We start from the raw sequence: 16,397 nt of genomic DNA, 5'->3' as shown, positions 1-16,397 counted from the left end.
CAACTAGAAATTGCGCAGCTTGAGCAAGGCATACGACCGCAGGCAGTACATCAAGTACGACAAGGGCGTATAACTCGGCTCAAGCAAGCAAGTTCGGTTGGTCTTATTCGAAGTGGCAGACGTAGTCTACTGTTTCCAACACTTCAATATCGAAGCTGGAGTTACCAGGCACTGTGAATTTCTCGCCGCCCTTATAGGTTGTCCAGTTATCTTCGTCTTTTTGACGGACTTTGCACACGCCATCATTAATTTCCATCAACTCAGGTGAGCCGGTGTTAAAGGTCAATGTGCTAGGGAAAATCACGCCCACGGTACAGCGTGTGCCATTCGGGAACAACACAGTGTGGCTCACACATTTACCATCGAAATAAACGTTGGCTTTCTTTTTTACGCTGACATTATCAAATTGTGCCATTTTTAAATTCCTAATCAATACTAGTTACGACTATATCTTAAAACTGAACGGACGGCATGAACAGCGCCGCCCACAGAGCCTGCTTTACATGGCAGCGACGATCTGGTCACCCATTTCAGAGCAAGAAACTTTCTTGGTGCCCTCTTCGTAGATATCACCCGTGCGGTAGCCTGCTGCCAATACTTTTTTCACTGCATTTTCAATGCGGGTCGCAGCCGCTTCATTATCAAAGCTGTAACGCAACATCATCGCCACGGACAGAATCGTCGCAATCGGGTTGGCCAGGTTCTTGCCAGCAATATCCGGCGCAGAGCCATGTGAAGGCTCATACAAGCCTTTTTTGCTTTCATTCAAGGAAGCAGACGCCAGCATGCCGATAGAGCCGGTCAGCATCGAAGCTTCATCAGATAAGATGTCACCAAAAATGTTGCCGGTAACCATGACGTCAAACTGCTTAGGATTACGAATCAGCTGCATGGCGGCATTGTCGACGTACATATGGCTCAACTCCACTTCCGGATACTCTTTAGCCACATCAATGACGATCTCTTTCCAGAATTCGGTGGTTTCCAGCACGTTGGCCTTGTCCACAGAACACAACTTCTTGCCACGCTTCATAGCGATGTCAAAAGCCACATGCGCAATGCGACGCACTTCAGGCTCGCTGTAAATCATGGTGTTGAAACCTTCACGCACGCCCTGCTCGTTAGTGCGCATACCGCGTGGCTGGCCGAAATAAACGTCACCAGTCAGTTCACGCACGATCATGATATCCAGGCCTGCCACTACTTCTGGTTTCAAGGTAGAGGCATTCGCCAGCTCAGGAAACAGTACGGCAGGACGCAGGTTAGCGAACAAACCCAAGTCCTTGCGGATAGCTAGCAAGCCGCGCTCAGGACGCAATGGGCGGTCCAGGTTGTCGTACTGCGGACCACCGACGGCGCCCAGCAAGACGGCGTCAGCTTTACGACAGACCTCTTGCGTAAACTCAGGGTATGGATGACCGAACTGGTCATAAGCCTGGCCGCCCAAAGGCGCTTCCGTAAAGGTCATGTCCAGGCCGTCTTTTTTCAATACTTCCAGTACGCGCAACGCTTGCGCAATAATTTCCGGGCCAATGCCATCACCTGGCAATACAGCAATATTTAATGCCATTTAAAAATTCCTTTTATTTTTTGATGCATTCTCTTTGCGAGAGAAGACACGTTCCATTAAGCAAATAACCAGGGCTGACTTTGTTTGTGCTTTTCTTCAAAAGCACGGATCTCATCCGTATGCTGTAAAGTCAGGCCGATTTCATCCAGGCCGTTGAGCAGGTTGTGCTTACGGGTAGGCGTAATTTCAAAACTGAATGACTGGCCAGAAGGCGTGGTCACCGTTTGTGCGGCCAAATCGACATTCAGTGTATAGCCTTCATTGGCCAGGCATTCTTTGAACAGGCTATCGACTTGCTCAGCTGAGGCCACAATCGGCAAAATGCCATTCTTATAGCAGTTGTTAAAGAAAATGTCGGCAAAGCTAGGCGCAATAATCACGCGAAAACCTTGGTCCTCAATCGCCCATGGCGCGTGTTCGCGCGAAGAGCCGCAACCAAAGTTATCGCGCGCCAGCAGTACTTGTGCGCCCTGATAACGTGGCTGGTTCAAGACAAATTCGGTATTGAGCGGACGGGTACTGCAATCCATGCCAGGTTCGCCATAGTTGGTATAACGCCACTCATCAAACAAGTAAGGGCCAAAGCCAGAACGTTTAATCGATTTCAAAAACTGTTTCGGGATAATGGCATCAGTATCGACGTTGGCACGATCCAGCGGACAGGCTAGCCCATTTAAAGTAGTAAATGCTTTCATGATGTTCTCCTCTTATGCGCTACGCACGTCCACAAAGTGACCGGCAATCGCAGCAGCGGCAGCCATTTCCGGGCTCACCAGGTGCGTACGACCACCCGGGCCCTGGCGGCCTTCAAAGTTACGGTTAGAGGTAGAGGCACAGCGCTCGCCCGGGCTCAAACGGTCTGCGTTCATGGCCAGGCACATGGAGCAACCTGGCTCACGCCATTCAAAACCAGCCTCAATAAAAATCTTGTCCAGGCCTTCAGCTTCGGCCTGGCGCTTCACCTGTCCGGAGCCTGGCACGACCATCGCCAGTTTGATATTGCTGGCCACTTTTTTACCTTTGGCGACACCGGCTGCAGCGCGCAAATCCTCAATGCGGGAATTTGTGCATGAACCAATAAAAATCTTATCCAGCTGAATTTGATCAATTGGCGTATTCGCTGACAAGCCCATGTATTTCAAGGCGTTTTCTATACTGGTGCGCTTGGTTGCATCCACTTCTTTCGCCGGATCCGGCACCGTCGAGCCGATTGGCAGCACTTGCTCAGGTGAGGTGCCCCAGGTCACTTGCGGCGCAATTTCAGCACCATTCAAGGTCACCACGGTATCAAACTCTGCGTCAGCTTCAGAGTTCAGCGTAGTCCAGTAAGCCACCGCTTTGGTCCAGTGGTCNNTCAATCGCCATATTACACAGCGTCATACGGCCTTCCATGGACAAGCTACGAATCACTTCGCCACCGAACTCAATCGCATAGCCAGTACCGCCAGCAGTCCCGATTTTGCCAATAATAGCCAATGCCACGTCTTTCGCGGTCACACCTTTGCCAAGCTGGCCATCAACACGCACCAGCATGCTTTTGGATTTTTTGGCCACCAGTGTTTGTGTCGCCAACACGTGTTCTACTTCTGAGGTACCAATACCATGCGCCAAGGCACCGAAAGCGCCATGGGTAGAGGTATGGCTATCGCCACAGACCACGGTCATGCCTGGCAAGGTTGTACCATTTTCAGGCCCGATGACGTGGATAATGCCCTGGTCTTTGTTTTTAAACGGGAAATACACCAAAGCGCCAAACTCTTTGATGTTGTTGTCCAGCGTTTCTACCTGCAGACGCGAGATCGGGTCTTCAATGCCTTTGTCCCAATCTTTGGTCGGTGTATTGTGGTCAGGGTTCGCCACAATACTGGAGTTACGCCATGGCTTGCGGCCAGCCATGCGCAAGCCTTCAAACGCCTGCGGGCTGGTGACTTCGTGTACCAGGTGACGGTCGATATAAATCAAACAGGTGCCATCAGATTCCTCATGCACCACATGCGATTCCCACAATTTGTCGTACAGCGTTTTGCCTGCCATGACTGTTCCTTTCTTACCACGCAAATATTGATAAAACTCGCGCAGAATACCTAAGTTTTAATACCCTTACAAGAAGATAGTTTATACTAGTATTAAGACTAATAGGATAAACAAATCAAATGGATACGAGAAGGCAGGAACTGGCAGAATTTCTGCAAGCCATGCGTCAGCGTGGTACCCCGGAAGAATTCGGATTCCCTTCTGGTTCACGCCGCCGCACACAAGGTTTACGCCGCGAAGAAGTCGCACAACTGGCCAGCATCAGTGCGACCTGGTACACCTGGATAGAGCAGGCACGCGAAGTCAATGTCTCAGCCGAAGCGCTGGACAGGCTGGCAACAGCCTTGAAACTCAGCAAGTCTGAACGCAGTTATTTGTTTGATATGGCCGACAGACGTGATCCACAAGCACACCAAAACGAAGTCGATACGGCCCCGGAAACACTGGTCGCCATGCTGAACCAGATGCAGATTCCCGCCTATGTGATGGGCCGCACCTGGGATATCCTGGCCTGGAACCAGCCAGCAGAGACATTATTTACCGGACTGCTGGACGTCGCCTGGCCGAAGACCCAGCGCCCAAACCTGCTGCGCTTTGTGTTTGCCAATCCGCAAGCCCGGCAGTTTGTCGTTAATTGGGAGATGCGTGCACGCCGCCTGGTGGCTGAATTTCGCGCAGACTGCCGCTCGAGATTAGAGGAACCTGAGGTCAAGCAACTGGTCAGTGAGTTAAGTACCGCCAGTGTAGAATTTACCCAATTCTGGAAACAACACGATGTACTGGAACGACAAGGCGGACAACGTGAATTTCAACATCCAGTGCATGGATTGATTCACTTTCAACAAGTCACGCTGAAGCCTGTAGAGCAGGAGCAACTGAAACTGGTGCTTTTGCAACCAACCAGCACAGCAAATTCATGAGAAAATGTTAACCAAAAATCAGACCGCTTAAAATGTTATGAAAATATATGCACTCCTCTTCATCAGCACACTCAGCCTGCACGCAAACGCTGAACCAGTTAGTGTAGAAACAGCAAGCCCAGAATCTGCCAATGCTGCAACGCAAGACAGCTGGCTGGGGCAGCTTAAAAACCACCTGACGGATGTATGGCAAAAATCCGATCAAACCGATTTATATGTACCGCTGGTGACTTATCACAACAGAAGCATGTACTCGAAAGAGAAAGTTGATTCGTTTAACGAGCGTCCGTGGGGGCTGGGTATAGGCAAGTCGCACCGCGATGCCAACAGCAACTGGGATGGCTATTATGTGATGGCGTTTAAAGACTCACATGATGACTGGGAGCCAATTGTGGGCTACGGACATGTGAAAAACCTGGCGGGCCAGGCCAGTGGCTTGAATGCAGGGGTGGGATTAACCGCAGGCTTCACGGCCAGAAGTGATTACAACTATAAACCGCTACCTGTATTGTTGCCGATTGCAGCAGTGGGATACGATAAAGTGATCGTCAACGCCACCTATGTGCCGGGCACCAAAGGCAATGGCAATGTGCTGTTTATGTGGTCAACCGTCGCGTTTTAAAGAGTATTTGCCAGCGCAATTAAAGGCGAATCAGCTTATATTCCAGCGCATCTTTCAAGGCCAGCCACGAAGCTTCAATGATGTCTGACGACACGCCGATGGTCGTCCAGTTACTGTGCTGATCGGTGGATTCAATGAATACCCGCACTTTGGCCGCCGTGGCCTGGTTAGAATCCAGCACACGGACCTTGTAATCGACCAGCTTGATATCTTTAATCACTGGGTAGAACTGCTCCAGCGCTTGTCGCATAGCTTTATCCAGCGCATTTACCGGGCCATCTCCTTGCGCAGTGGCGCTGGACTCTTGTTCGTTCACGCAAATCTGAATTGTCGCCCTGGAATTTTTGGCATGGGCCGAAGGTTCGTCGATATTGACGTTGTAATGCTTGAGGCTAAAAAATGGCTCAAACTTACCTAGTAACTTTTGCATGAGCAAATCAAATGAGCCCTCAGCATTTTCAAACTGGTAGCCCTCATGCTCGAGTGCTTTCAACTGCTCCAGTATCTTAACCGCCGCATCAGACTCTTTGGTCAGGCTCGGATCAATTTGCTGTAATTTGCGCAAAATCGCGCCGCGTCCCGCCACTTCTGACACCAGAATCTGGCGCTCATTACCCACCGTACCTGGGTTGATATGCTCGTAGGACTTCGGATTCTTATTCACGGCATCAATGTGCATGCCACCTTTATGGGCGAAAGCATCCTGCCCCACATACGGTGCTTTGTCGTTAAAAGCCACATTAGCCACTTCACTGACAAAACGCGCTGCCGCGGTTAATTCAGACAACTGTGACGCTGAAATACAGTCCAGGCCCAGCTTTAATTGCACATTGGGGATAATCGACACCAGATTGGCATTACCACAGCGCTCACCGATGCCATTTATCGTGCCCTGCACCTGCGTTGCCCCTGCTTGCACAGCAGCCACGGAGTTAGCCACCGCCATTTCACAGTCATTATGGCAATGTATGCCGACTTGAACGTATGGAAACTGCTTCACAACGGTTTCAGTGATGGTAAAGACTTCATTCGGGAAAGTGCCGCCGTTTGTATCACACAATGCCAGCACATCAGCCCCAGCATCCACTGCGGCTTGCAGGGTTTGCATGGCATATTCGCGATTGGCCTTGTAACCATCGTAGAAGTGTTCAGCATCAAACACCACCTCTTTGCCCTGCGCTTGTAAATAGGCAATGGTGTCACCTATCATGGCCAGGTTTTCCTGCAAGGTCGTGCGCAGGATATCGGTGACCTGGTAATCCCAGCTTTTGCCAAAAATCGCGACCGCCTGCGTGTTAGCAGAAAGTAGCGATTGCAAGTTCTTATCTTCAGCCGCGGCAATGCCGATGCGACGCGTACTGCCAAAAGCAATAATTTTGGCATGCTGCAATTGCAACTCACCGACGCGTGCGAAAAACTCAAGATCTTTAGGATTCGAACCAGGGTTTCCTGCCTCTATATACCCAATGCCCAGCTGGTCCAGGCGTTGCACGACCTTGAGTTTATCTTCAACGGAAAAAGACACGCCTTGCGCCTGCGCGCCATCACGCAACGTGGAGTCGTAAGCAATGACGCGTCGATTGGCCATAAAAATTATTTTTTACGGTTGTGCAAATTAGCCGCAATACGCATACGTAAAGCATTCAGCTTGATAAAGCCACCGGCATCTTTTTGATCGTAAGCGCCTTTGTCATCTTCAAACGTGGCAATGGTTGAATCAAACAATGAGTCGGTCTTGCTGTCACGACCCACGACAATCACGTTGCCTTTGTACAATTTCACGCGCACCCAGCCATTCACCGTCGCCTGTGTATGGTCGATCAGCGTTTGCAAGGCAACACGCTCAGGACTCCACCAGTAGCCGTTGTAAATCAGGCTGGCGTAACGTGGCATCAAGTCATCTTTCAAATGCGCCACTTCGCGGTCCAATGTGATGCTTTCAATCGCACGGTGTGCTTTGAGGATAATGGTACCGCCAGGCGTTTCGTAGCAACCACGAGACTTCATGCCCACATAGCGGTTTTCCACCAGGTCCAGACGGCCCACGCCGTGCTGACCACCAATACGGTTTAATTCGGCCAGAATCTCGTGTGCTTTCATGGCTTTGCCATTCAAGGCCACGATATCGCCATGTTTGAACTCAATATCCAGGTACTCGGCAGCATCAGGTGCCTTTTCCGGTGAAACAGTCCAGCGCCACATATCTTCTTCAGCTTCAGCGGAAGGATCTTCCAGGTGACGGCCTTCATAAGAGATATGCAACAAGTTGGCATCCATGGAATATGGACTGCCGCCTTGTTTATGCTTCATTTCCACCGGGATACTGTGTTTTTCGGCATAAGCCAGCAACTTTTCACGGGACAACAAATCCCACTCACGCCATGGGGCAATAATCTGGATATTCGGGTTGAGCGCATAAGCACCTAACTCAAAACGCACCTGGTCGTTGCCTTTACCGGTCGCCCCATGCGAAATGGCATCAGCTTTGGTTTCATTGGCAATTTCAATCAGGCGCTTGGCAATCAATGGACGCGCAATGGAGGTACCCAGCAGGTATTCGCCTTCGTACACGGTATTGGCACGGAACATCGGGAACACAAAGTCACGCACAAACTCTTCACGCAAGTCGTCGATATAAATCTCGCTCACGCCAAACTTTTTGGCTTTTTCACGCGCCGGTTCCAGCTCTTCACCTTGACCGAGGTCAGCAGTGAACGTCACCACTTCACATTGATAGGTATCTTGTAACCACTTCAAAATCACGGAGGTGTCCAGACCACCGGAATAAGCCAACACCGCTTTTTTAATATCGCTCATCTAAATTATCCCAAACTGAATTCATCTGGCTTGTGAAATCAAGCCACTTTTCCTAACAACAAATATTCCATCAATGCCTTCTGCGTATGCAAGCGGTTCTCCGCCTCATCCCACACCACGCTTTGCTTGCCATCAATCACTTCGGCAGACACTTCTTCACCGCGGTGCGCTGGCAGGCAGTGCATAAACACCGCATCGGCCTTAGCCACTTTCATCATGTCTTCATCGACTTGCCAGTCAGCAAAATCTTTACGACGTTCTTCGTTTTCGGCTTCAAAGCCCATCGATGTCCACACATCAGTGGTCACTAAATCTGCATCACGAGCCGCTTCCATCGGATCAGCAAAAGATTCAAAGTGCGAGGTGCCATACAAATTGGCGCGCTCAGGCTCGACTTCATAGCCAGGTGGCGTAGAGACATGTACATTAAAATCGAGCACTTCTGCCGCTTGCAACCAGGTATTGCAGACGTTATTACTGTCACCAATCCATGCCACGGTTTTGCCTTGAATCGACCCACGATGCTCGATAAAAGTGAAAATATCAGCCAGAATCTGGCACGGGTGGTATTCATTGGTCAGGCCATTGACGACGGGCACGCGCGAGTTTTGCGCAAAGCGTTCAATGATGCTTTGCTCAAAAGTACGAATCATGACGATGTCGCTCATGCGTGAAATGACTTGTGCCGCATCTTCTACCGGCTCACCGCGACCCAGTTGTGAGTCACGCGTATTCAGGTAAATCGCTGAGCCGCCCAATTGCTGCATACCTGCCTCGAATGACAGGCGCGTCCGTGTACTGGCTTTTTCAAAGATCATGACCAGCGTGCGGTCAACCAGCGGCCAGTATTGTTTGTAGTCTTTAAACTGCGATTTAATCCATTTGGCACGCGCGAAGATATGTTCGATCTCGTCGCGCGTCAGGTCATTAAATTGCAAAAAGTGTTTAATACTCATAATGTGTTGGGCACTTGTTCAATCAAGCGCTTGCCTTTAAAAAATTCAATATCAGTGGCGTCAGCCTGCTAACCAGTTCATCCGCTTCTTGCTTGTTCATTACCAGGGATGGCAGCAAACGAATCACTTTTTCAGAAGTCACGTTAATCAGCAACTTGGCTGCCAATGCCTGCTTAACCAACTCTGCACAAGGCCTGTCCAGCTCGATGCCTATCATCATGCCGGCATTGCGGATGTTGATGACGCCAGCTTCACCTTTGAGCGCAGCAGTAAATTGCTGGCGGATGTAATCACCCACCGTGTCTGCATTTTCGCGCAGTTTCTCTTCGGCAATAATATCCAGCGTGGCCAAACCAGCAGCCGTCGCTAAGGGGTTGCCGCCAAAAGTAGAGCCATGCTTGCCTGGGGTGAAGGTTTCAGCCGCAATGCCACGCGCTACACAGGCGCCAATCGGCACGCCTGAGCCCAGGCCCTTGGCCAGGGTCATGACATCCGGCACGATGCCAGTATGCTGGAACGCAAACCAGGTACCGGTTCTGGCAATGCCGGATTGCACTTCGTCCAGCATCAGCAACCAGCCATTGGCATCACAAATCTCGCGCAAGCCTTGCAAATAGGCCTTAAGGCTGGCCGGAATATGCACGCCGCCTTCCCCTTGCACGGGCTCGACCAGGATGGCCACCACGTTGTTTTTGTGTGAAGCGATGGTTTTCACTGCTTCAAGATCATCAAATGGAACACGCAAAAAACCACTCACCAAGGGCTCAAAACCGGCCTGCACCTTGCGATTGCCAGTAGCAGACAAGGTTGCCATAGTCCGGCCGTGAAAGCTTTGATCCATGACAATGATTTCCGGGTGGTCTATGCCTTTGTTATGGCCATACAGACGCGCCAGCTTAATGGCCGCCTCGTTGGCTTCACAACCAGAGTTACAGAAAAACACACGGTCCATGCCGGACAATTCAGCCAGTTTATCGGCCAGCGCAGATTGCTCGGCGATCTGGTAAATATTGGAGACATGGATCAATCTGGCAATTTGCGCATTGAGCGCGGCCACAAATTTGGGATGGGCATGGCCCAAACCATTTACTGCCACGCCGGACAGCGCATCCAGATAGTGATCACCGGCAGTGTCTGTCAGCCAGACGCCCTCGCCTTTGACAAACGTCACAGGCTGCCTACCATAGGTGTTCATTAAGTGTTCCGAATGCATTTCAAACCCTTTTTCAAAAAACAAAAACGGCGGCTTAAGCCGCCGTAAACGCCTTAAACCCGCTAAAAACCTAATACTGCGCGATGACTCAATCCATTCGCCATAAAAAACAACATTGGCAGTGAAAGCATCAAATTGGTACGCGATGCCAGCATGGCCACACGTCGCGCTTTATTTTTTGCCGCATCATCCGCGGCAACCATACCCAGAATCTTTTTCTGGTTGGGCCAAATCAGTGCCCAGACATTAAACAGCATAATCGTACCCAGCCAGGCCCCTACGCCTATCAGCTCAAATCCGTTACGCAATGCAAAGGCATCAACAAAATGCGGCCCCAGCAAAGCCGCACCGGCCAGCCAGGTCACGACAGCCGACCAGCGAAACCATAACAAGGCGCGCGGGGCAATATGTTTATTAATCCCGGCGGCTGTTCCATCCGCAGCAGCAGCCTTCAGACCTGCCATTTGTACCAGGTTGAAGTAATAAAGCAGGCCGACCCAGGTAATGCCTGCCAGAAAATGTATCCATCGCGCGAGTGCCGGTACCAGTTCCATGGATTAGCCCCCTGCCACAATGAAATTCTTAAGGAAAAAAACCAGAGCCAGGGTTAACAGCAACCCTGAAATGACGGACCCGACAACTGATTCCAGCGGATTTTTCATACGCACCCCAATCATGTGTTCCACAGTGAGCCTGACTACTTGTCACGTTTAGGGGAAACTTGCCGCATTACAACACCTGCATCAAAACACAATGACGCTCGCGAACTGTTTGCCCTAACTTCAAGTCAGGATTCGTTTTTTTCTAGTTTTAAACCATTTCTGGTGAATGTCAGAGATTACCGCAAAAGCCTTTTGTTGACAAGTTCGTGCAATCGCGATTGCAGCGGATTTGCAGGCGATTCAATGTCGTCTATGCAGCGTGTTTTTCGATTTATATTATAATGCGCGGCGGCATTATGATTGTGCGTTTGACATCCAGGCGCCTCAACACGGGGGAATCACAAACCATGGCAACAACTGATCTCGATGTATTGTTGGTGGGTGGCGGCATTATGAGCGCTACGCTGGCAGTTCTGCTACATCGACTCGACCCAACCCTGCATATTTGCATGGTAGAGCAACTCGATGATGTTGCCCTCGAAAGTTCAGATGCATTGAACAATGCCGGGACCGGTCACGCCGGTTATTGTGAGCTCAACTACACCCCCAAAGATAAACATGGCGACATTCAGATTCGCCGCGCCCTCGAAATTAATGCGGCCTTCGAGGTCTCGCTGCAATGCTGGTCTAGCCTGGTCAAAGAAGGCGTGTTAAATGCGGCTGATTTTATTCAGCGCGTGCCACATTTAAGTGCCGTTTGGGGCGAAGAAGATGCTGCATTCTTACGTAAACGCTTTGAGACATTACAAGCGCACCCGCTATTTGCCGAGATGCAATGGAGTGACCAGGCCAGTCAATTAAGCGACTGGATGCCGCTGATGATGGCCGGTCGCCAGCCTGCCGGAAAAATGTCTGCTACCCGGGTCGCACATGGTTCGGATGTGAATTTTGGTGCCCTGACACGCCAATTGGTTGCCTATTTAAAAACACGCCCGAACTTCACCTTGCTAACGCAATCGCGCGTCACCAAACTCAAACAACAACAGCAACGCGAACAAAGTAGTTGGCAACTGCATATCCAGCATTTAGCTTCAGGACACACGCAAACCTATCAATCCAAATTTGTCTTTTTAGGTGCTGGCGGAGGTGCTTTACCTTTACTGCAACAATCTGGCATCCCGGAAGCACACGGTTATGGCGGCTTCCCTGTCAGCGGCCAATGGCTGATTTGCAACAACACGAAACTGATCAACGCGCATCATGCAAAAGTCTACAGCCAGGCGGCTGTTGGCGCACCACCCATGTCCGTGCCGCACCTGGACACACGCATGATACAAGGCCAGCCCGCGTTGCTGTTTGGCCCCTATGCCGGGTTTACCACGCGCTTCCTTAAACAAGGGTCGCGTTTTGACCTGGCCAAATCGGTCAAACTGAAAAATATCAAAAGCTTGCTCGGGGTTGGCCGCCACAATCTCGACTTAACCAAATACCTGATTAAAGAAGTCTTTCAGAACCACGAGCAGCGCATGGAATCCTTGCGCGTGTTTTTGCCCGAAGCTAACAGCGATGACTGGCAGTTAGCGCATGCCGGACAGCGCGTACAAATTATCAAACGCTGCCACCAGCATTGGGGCAAACTCGAATTTGGTACCGAAATTGTTGCCAGCGCCGACGGTAGCTTAGCCGCCCTGCTTGGCGCTTCACCTGGTGCCTCGGTTAGCGTGAAAGCCATGCTGGATGTACTGCAACGCTGCTTCGCCAGCCGTATGCAAAGCCAAGATTGGCAAGACAGCCTCAAATCACTGATTCCTTCTTTTGGCGAATCACTGATCGATGATGCCGCCTTGCTGGCACGGGTGCGCCGCGATACATTGAGTACTTTAAATCTGGGCTAATCCCTCGGAATCTGGGCCAGCCTCGCGCTGGCTGCTTGCAGCATCAGGGTGTCACAACGGCATGACACCTTACATAAGTTTGGAATAGAAAATGAAAAAAGTTGAATTTCATTCCCTCTATTGCGGTCATGTATAAAATGATTTCTCTTGGAAGCCACTTGTTTATGCGTTCTTTTTTGTCAGATCACTCAAGCTTTAATAGCGCCATCTTTAAAAAAACAATTGCGTTTAAAACAGTGAGTGCCATGCTTGCCACCCTGTTGCTTGGTTGCCAGGCGACTGAGGCGCAAAAAAACCAGCCCATGGCGCCCGATTTTGGACAAAATGTTCTGATCCTGGACCCAGGCATGTCATCGACGGATATCCAAGGCAAACTGGATGCGCTATTTAAACAACAGGAAAGCAACCAGTTTGGGCCTGAGCGCTATGCCGTCCTGTTTAAACCTGGCGTCTACCACAACAAAGTCAAACTCGGCTTTTATACGCAATTGCTGGGCTTGGGACAGTTTCCTGATGATGTGATGCTGCAAGGCGGCATCCAGGTAGAAGCCCGCTGGCATGAAGAAGATGCTACGCAAAACTTCTGGCGCAGCGTAGAAAACCTTTCAGTGACCCCAGACAATGGCACCATGCAATGGGCCGTGTCGCAAGCTGCGCCCCTGCGCCGCATTCATGTGCGCGGCAATATGCTGCTTGATGACAATGGCGGCTGGTCCAGCGGCGGCTTTATTGCGGATAGCCTGATTGACCAGCAAATCAATTCAGGCACGCAACAACAGTGGTTGACCAGAAATTCAACCGTTGGCAGCTGGACCAATGCCAACTGGAATATGGTGTTTGTGGGCGTTAAAAATGCACCCGATGGCGAGCACTGGCCTACCCCGCCTTACACGGTGGTCGAGAAAACGCCCCTCGTGCGTGAAAAACCATTTCTCACCATAGACGGCACAGGTGCTTACCAGGTATTCGTGCCTGCCTTGCATACCGACACACAAGGCATCTCCTGGCAACAAGCACACGTAGCAGGTGAAACCTTGCCGCTGTCGCAGTTTTATATTGCCAAAGCGGCGGTTGATACTGCAGACAGTATCAATACAGCGCTAAGCGGTGGCAAGCACCTGCTGCTAACACCAGGCATTTACACCCTGAACAAGCCTTTGCAAGTCACACAGCCGAATACCGTCGTCCTGGGCTTGGGCATCGCCACCCTGAAACCCGTAGCGGGTAATGTTGCCATGTCGATTGCCGATGTGGACGGCGTAAAACTGGGCGGCGTGTTATTCGACGCCGGTGAAAAAAATTCTGACGTTTTGCTGCAAATTGGCGAGCACAAGGGTGCGGTCAGTCACGCCAACAACCCCACCACCTTACATGATGTATTTTTCAGGGTGGGCGGTGCGGCCGTTGGCAATGCCACGCACAGCGTCATCATCAACAGTAATCATGTGATTGGTGACAATTTGTGGGTATGGCGCGGTGATCACGGTAACGGTATCGGCTGGGCCAGCAACAAAACCAAGCACGGCATTGTCGTCAACGGGGATGATGTGACGATGTATGGCTTGTTTGTAGAACACTTTCATGATTACCAGACAGTGTGGAACGGCGACAATGGTGCGGTCTATTTCTACCAGAGCGAGGCACCTTATGATGTGCCTGATCAGCAAAGCTGGATGAATGGTAGTGTCAATGGTTTTGCTTCTTACAAAGTGGGGGACCAGGTGACGCGCCACAAAGCGATAGGCATGGGCGTATATTGTTTTTTCAATGACAATACCAGCGTCAAACTCAATAGCGCAATTGAAGCACCGGTGAATGCGCAGATTCAATTCCAGCGCATGACCAGCGTGTCATTAGGTGGTACCGGGGAAATTACCCATATCCTCAATAACCTGGGTGATGCTGCCAAACTTGGCAATGAGGTCGTCAGGATGCGCGCAGCGCCCTAAGCAGCAAATACAGCGCGGCTTGGCGAAAGTCAGGCCGTTTGCTGTCCATACAAACGTTGATAAACACTACCTGCCTGCTTGACCAGCGTCTCATGCTGCCCTTCTTCGATAATACGACCACCGTCAAATACCAGCACACGGTCAGCCTCTTTCACCGCCGATAAGCGATGGGCAATGATAATGGTGGTGCGTCCACGTAAGAATGTGCGCATGGCTTGATGCAGCAAAGCTTCGGTGTGGGTATCCAGCATCGAGGTCGCTTCATCCAGAATCACGATTTGTGGCTGCTTGAGCATCATACGAGCAATCGCCAGCCGCTGACGCTGGCCGCCAGACAGACGTACGCCGCTGCGCCCAAGTTGCGTGTCCAGCCCTTCGGGTAAGTCACGAACAAATTGTGCCAACTGCGCAACCTCCAGCGCTTGCCACAAAGCATCATCCGCATAAGGCTGGTCTAGGCTTAGGTTTTGCCGCACGCTATCGTTAAACAACATGGGTTGCTGTAACACCACCCCTAAATGCTCGCGGATTTGTGCATATCCCAACTGCTCCATGGCTTGCCCGTTGAACAGAATCTGCCCACGGCTGGGCGCATATAAACCGAGCAGTAATTGCACTAGCGTGGACTTGCCTGCGCCTGACACACCAACCAGCGCCACCTGTTCGCCCGGTGAAATATCCAGGCTCACGTCTTCCAGAATTGGACTGCCTTCACCATAGGCAAACGTCACCTGCTGCAAACGAATCGCCGCCGGACTTTGTGTAGCAAACCCATTGACCTGCGCGGGATAATGCGGCTCTTCGTCAGCGGCCAGCACCTGGTTAATCCTGCCTAGCGCGGCTTTAGCGGCGTAATAAGATACTTGCACCGACAACAGCTCTTGCACCGGCCCCATCATGAACCATAAATAACCAAACACCGCGATCATCTGCCCAACGGAAAGGTTGGAAAACACCACCATCAGCATCGCCACTGCGCGAAAAATTTCAAAGCCAAACAGGAAAATGCCAAACGATAACCGTGATAAAGCATCTGATTTCCAGCCGGAAGCGGTCGCCGCAGCCCTTACAGCTTCGGCAGCTTGTTTGGCTTTATCCAGAAAGCGTTTATCGCTGTTGCTGGCACGTAATTGCTGCATGACTTCCAGCGTTTCAGTCACCGATTGTGACAGCATTTCAAAGGCACTGTTTTCACGCTGTTTCCACACCTTGACCTTTTTACCCAGCACCATCGTCAGCCCGATTACAAACGGGTTCAACAACAGGATAATCAACGCCAGTTGCCAGTGCATCCACAGCAAAACGACGGCCACACCGATCACACTGAGGACGGCCACCAGCACTTTAGCAATGGTTTCCCCCAGAAACTTGTCCAGTGTTTCAATATCCGTCAGCAAGCGTGCCGTGATCTGGCCTGCGCCCAGGCTTTCATAAACCTGCATGCGAATACGGGAGAGTTTGTCTAACAGTGTCTGCCGCACGCCCAGGGTCACCTGCTTGGACAGGCCGACAAAAATACGCGTGGTGGCGACGCCCAGCAGCACACTGCCCAGACGCAAGCTCATGGTCAGCAGCGTCACCAACAGAATGATGGCAATCGGCCCCAGCGAATCAGATGGCAGCAACCAGGTCATGAGTTGCGTGAGTTTGCCTGGCTGATGTAGCAGCACCTCATCTACCAGCAAGGGCATCAGCAAGGGAATAGGCACCGCCACAACGGCACCCAGAAACGCCAGCCACTGCCCCAGCCACAAACGCCGGGATTGCAGACGCAGTTGCTGCCACAAATCACGCAAGGTCAACATCACAACGGCCGGAA

Annotated in this window: 13 protein-coding genes and 1 pseudogene; 4 read left to right on the top strand and 10 right to left on the bottom strand. The window is 51.1% G+C overall.

Annotated elements, in window-relative coordinates:
* Window positions 1-103 precede the first annotated feature (103 nt).
* From B3355_RS06350 to leuC, 4 genes and pseudogenes are all read right to left on the bottom strand, one after another.
* A complete protein-coding gene (locus B3355_RS06350) occupies window positions 104-415 on the bottom strand; it encodes a pyrimidine/purine nucleoside phosphorylase (RefSeq protein ID WP_024931180.1) in 312 nt (103 codons plus the stop codon).
* Window positions 416-499: 84 nt separating this feature from the next.
* On the bottom strand, window positions 500-1,570 hold the full coding sequence (leuB, locus tag B3355_RS06345) for a 3-isopropylmalate dehydrogenase (protein ID WP_024931179.1): 1,071 nt from the start codon (window positions 1,568-1,570) through the stop codon (window positions 500-502).
* Window positions 1,571-1,626: 56 nt separating this feature from the next.
* Complete coding sequence (gene leuD / locus B3355_RS06340) at window positions 1,627-2,265, bottom strand: 3-isopropylmalate dehydratase small subunit (protein WP_019882449.1); 639 nt, start codon at window positions 2,263-2,265, stop codon at window positions 1,627-1,629.
* Between the two features lie 12 nt (window positions 2,266-2,277).
* Window positions 2,278-3,604: pseudogene (gene leuC, locus B3355_RS06335) on the bottom strand (3-isopropylmalate dehydratase large subunit).
* Between the two features lie 119 nt (window positions 3,605-3,723).
* Here leuC and B3355_RS06330 point away from each other — a divergent pair.
* Window positions 3,724-4,524, top strand: coding sequence for a helix-turn-helix transcriptional regulator (locus tag B3355_RS06330; protein WP_292781590.1), 801 nt, complete (start codon window positions 3,724-3,726; stop codon window positions 4,522-4,524).
* A 37-nt stretch (window positions 4,525-4,561) separates the two neighbouring features.
* The gene (gene pagP / locus B3355_RS06325) at window positions 4,562-5,146 is read left to right on the top strand and encodes a lipid IV(A) palmitoyltransferase PagP (RefSeq protein WP_292781587.1); all 585 of its coding nucleotides are present in this window, start codon (window positions 4,562-4,564) and stop codon (window positions 5,144-5,146) included.
* 19 nt (window positions 5,147-5,165) lie between these two features.
* Here the strand turns inward: pagP and cimA are convergent, their stop codons facing one another.
* From cimA to B3355_RS06300, 5 genes are all read right to left on the bottom strand, one after another.
* Window positions 5,166-6,734 carry a citramalate synthase gene (gene cimA / locus B3355_RS06320; protein ID WP_292781584.1) on the bottom strand — a complete coding sequence of 523 codons (1,569 nt, stop codon included), beginning with the start codon at window positions 6,732-6,734 and terminating at the stop codon, window positions 5,166-5,168.
* Window positions 6,735-6,739: 5 nt separating this feature from the next.
* Complete coding sequence (locus tag B3355_RS06315) at window positions 6,740-7,963, bottom strand: argininosuccinate synthase (RefSeq protein ID WP_019882456.1); 1,224 nt, start codon at window positions 7,961-7,963, stop codon at window positions 6,740-6,742.
* 38 nt (window positions 7,964-8,001) lie between these two features.
* Window positions 8,002-8,919: an ornithine carbamoyltransferase gene (gene argF, locus B3355_RS06310; RefSeq protein WP_019882457.1), complete on the bottom strand. Its 918-nt coding sequence runs from the start codon at window positions 8,917-8,919 to the stop codon at window positions 8,002-8,004.
* A gap of 22 nt (window positions 8,920-8,941) precedes the next feature.
* Window positions 8,942-10,114, bottom strand: a complete 1,173-nt coding sequence (locus tag B3355_RS06305) for an aspartate aminotransferase family protein (protein ID WP_414683412.1) — start codon at window positions 10,112-10,114, stop codon at window positions 8,942-8,944.
* An 80-nt stretch (window positions 10,115-10,194) separates the two neighbouring features.
* Entirely contained in the window at window positions 10,195-10,686 is a 492-nt protein-coding gene (locus tag B3355_RS06300) for a urate hydroxylase PuuD (RefSeq protein ID WP_024931173.1), read from the bottom strand.
* Window positions 10,687-11,075: 389 nt separating this feature from the next.
* Here B3355_RS06300 and mqo point away from each other — a divergent pair, with 389 nt between their 5' ends.
* Window positions 11,076-12,629, top strand: coding sequence for a malate dehydrogenase (quinone) (gene mqo / locus B3355_RS06295; protein ID WP_292781575.1), 1,554 nt, complete (start codon window positions 11,076-11,078; stop codon window positions 12,627-12,629).
* 164 nt (window positions 12,630-12,793) lie between these two features.
* Window positions 12,794-14,578 carry an adenylyl cyclase gene (locus tag B3355_RS06290; RefSeq protein WP_292781572.1) on the top strand — a complete coding sequence of 595 codons (1,785 nt, stop codon included), beginning with the start codon at window positions 12,794-12,796 and terminating at the stop codon, window positions 14,576-14,578.
* Window positions 14,579-14,607: 29 nt separating this feature from the next.
* Here B3355_RS06290 and B3355_RS06285 read toward each other — a convergent pair whose 3' ends face one another.
* On the bottom strand, window positions 14,608-16,383 hold the full coding sequence (locus B3355_RS06285; protein ID WP_292781569.1) for an ABC transporter ATP-binding protein: 1,776 nt from the start codon (window positions 16,381-16,383) through the stop codon (window positions 14,608-14,610).
* Window positions 16,384-16,397: the final 14 nt, after the last annotated feature.

The sequence above is a fragment of the Methylophilus sp. UBA6697 genome, from assembly GCF_002454655.1.
GTDB lineage: Bacteria > Pseudomonadota > Gammaproteobacteria > Burkholderiales > Methylophilaceae > Methylophilus.
Note: the sequence above shows the minus strand (reverse complement) of the source record. Positions and strands in the feature narration are given on the sequence as shown.

Bases quoted from the DNA above. Each gene is read 5' to 3' on its own strand.
- B3355_RS06330 (WP_292781590.1), top strand. From the start codon at position 3,724: ATGGATACGAGAAGGCAGGAACTGGCAGAATTTCTGCAAGCCATGCGT.
- B3355_RS06305 (WP_414683412.1), bottom strand. From the start codon at position 10,114: ATGAACACCTATGGTAGGCAGCCTGTGACGTTTGTCAAAGGCGAGGGC.
- mqo (WP_292781575.1), top strand. From the start codon at position 11,076: ATGCGCGGCGGCATTATGATTGTGCGTTTGACATCCAGGCGCCTCAAC.
- B3355_RS06350 (WP_024931180.1), bottom strand. From the start codon at position 415: ATGGCACAATTTGATAATGTCAGCGTAAAAAAGAAAGCCAACGTTTAT.
- B3355_RS06300 (WP_024931173.1), bottom strand. From the start codon at position 10,686: ATGGAACTGGTACCGGCACTCGCGCGATGGATACATTTTCTGGCAGGC.
- B3355_RS06315 (WP_019882456.1), bottom strand. From the start codon at position 7,963: ATGAGCGATATTAAAAAAGCGGTGTTGGCTTATTCCGGTGGTCTGGAC.
- B3355_RS06285 (WP_292781569.1), bottom strand. From the start codon at position 16,383: ATGTTGACCTTGCGTGATTTGTGGCAGCAACTGCGTCTGCAATCCCGG.
- argF (WP_019882457.1), bottom strand. From the start codon at position 8,919: ATGAGTATTAAACACTTTTTGCAATTTAATGACCTGACGCGCGACGAG.
- cimA (WP_292781584.1), bottom strand. From the start codon at position 6,734: ATGGCCAATCGACGCGTCATTGCTTACGACTCCACGTTGCGTGATGGC.
- B3355_RS06290 (WP_292781572.1), top strand. From the start codon at position 12,794: ATGCGTTCTTTTTTGTCAGATCACTCAAGCTTTAATAGCGCCATCTTT.
- leuB (WP_024931179.1), bottom strand. From the start codon at position 1,570: ATGGCATTAAATATTGCTGTATTGCCAGGTGATGGCATTGGCCCGGAA.
- pagP (WP_292781587.1), top strand. From the start codon at position 4,562: ATGAAAATATATGCACTCCTCTTCATCAGCACACTCAGCCTGCACGCA.
- leuD (WP_019882449.1), bottom strand. From the start codon at position 2,265: ATGAAAGCATTTACTACTTTAAATGGGCTAGCCTGTCCGCTGGATCGT.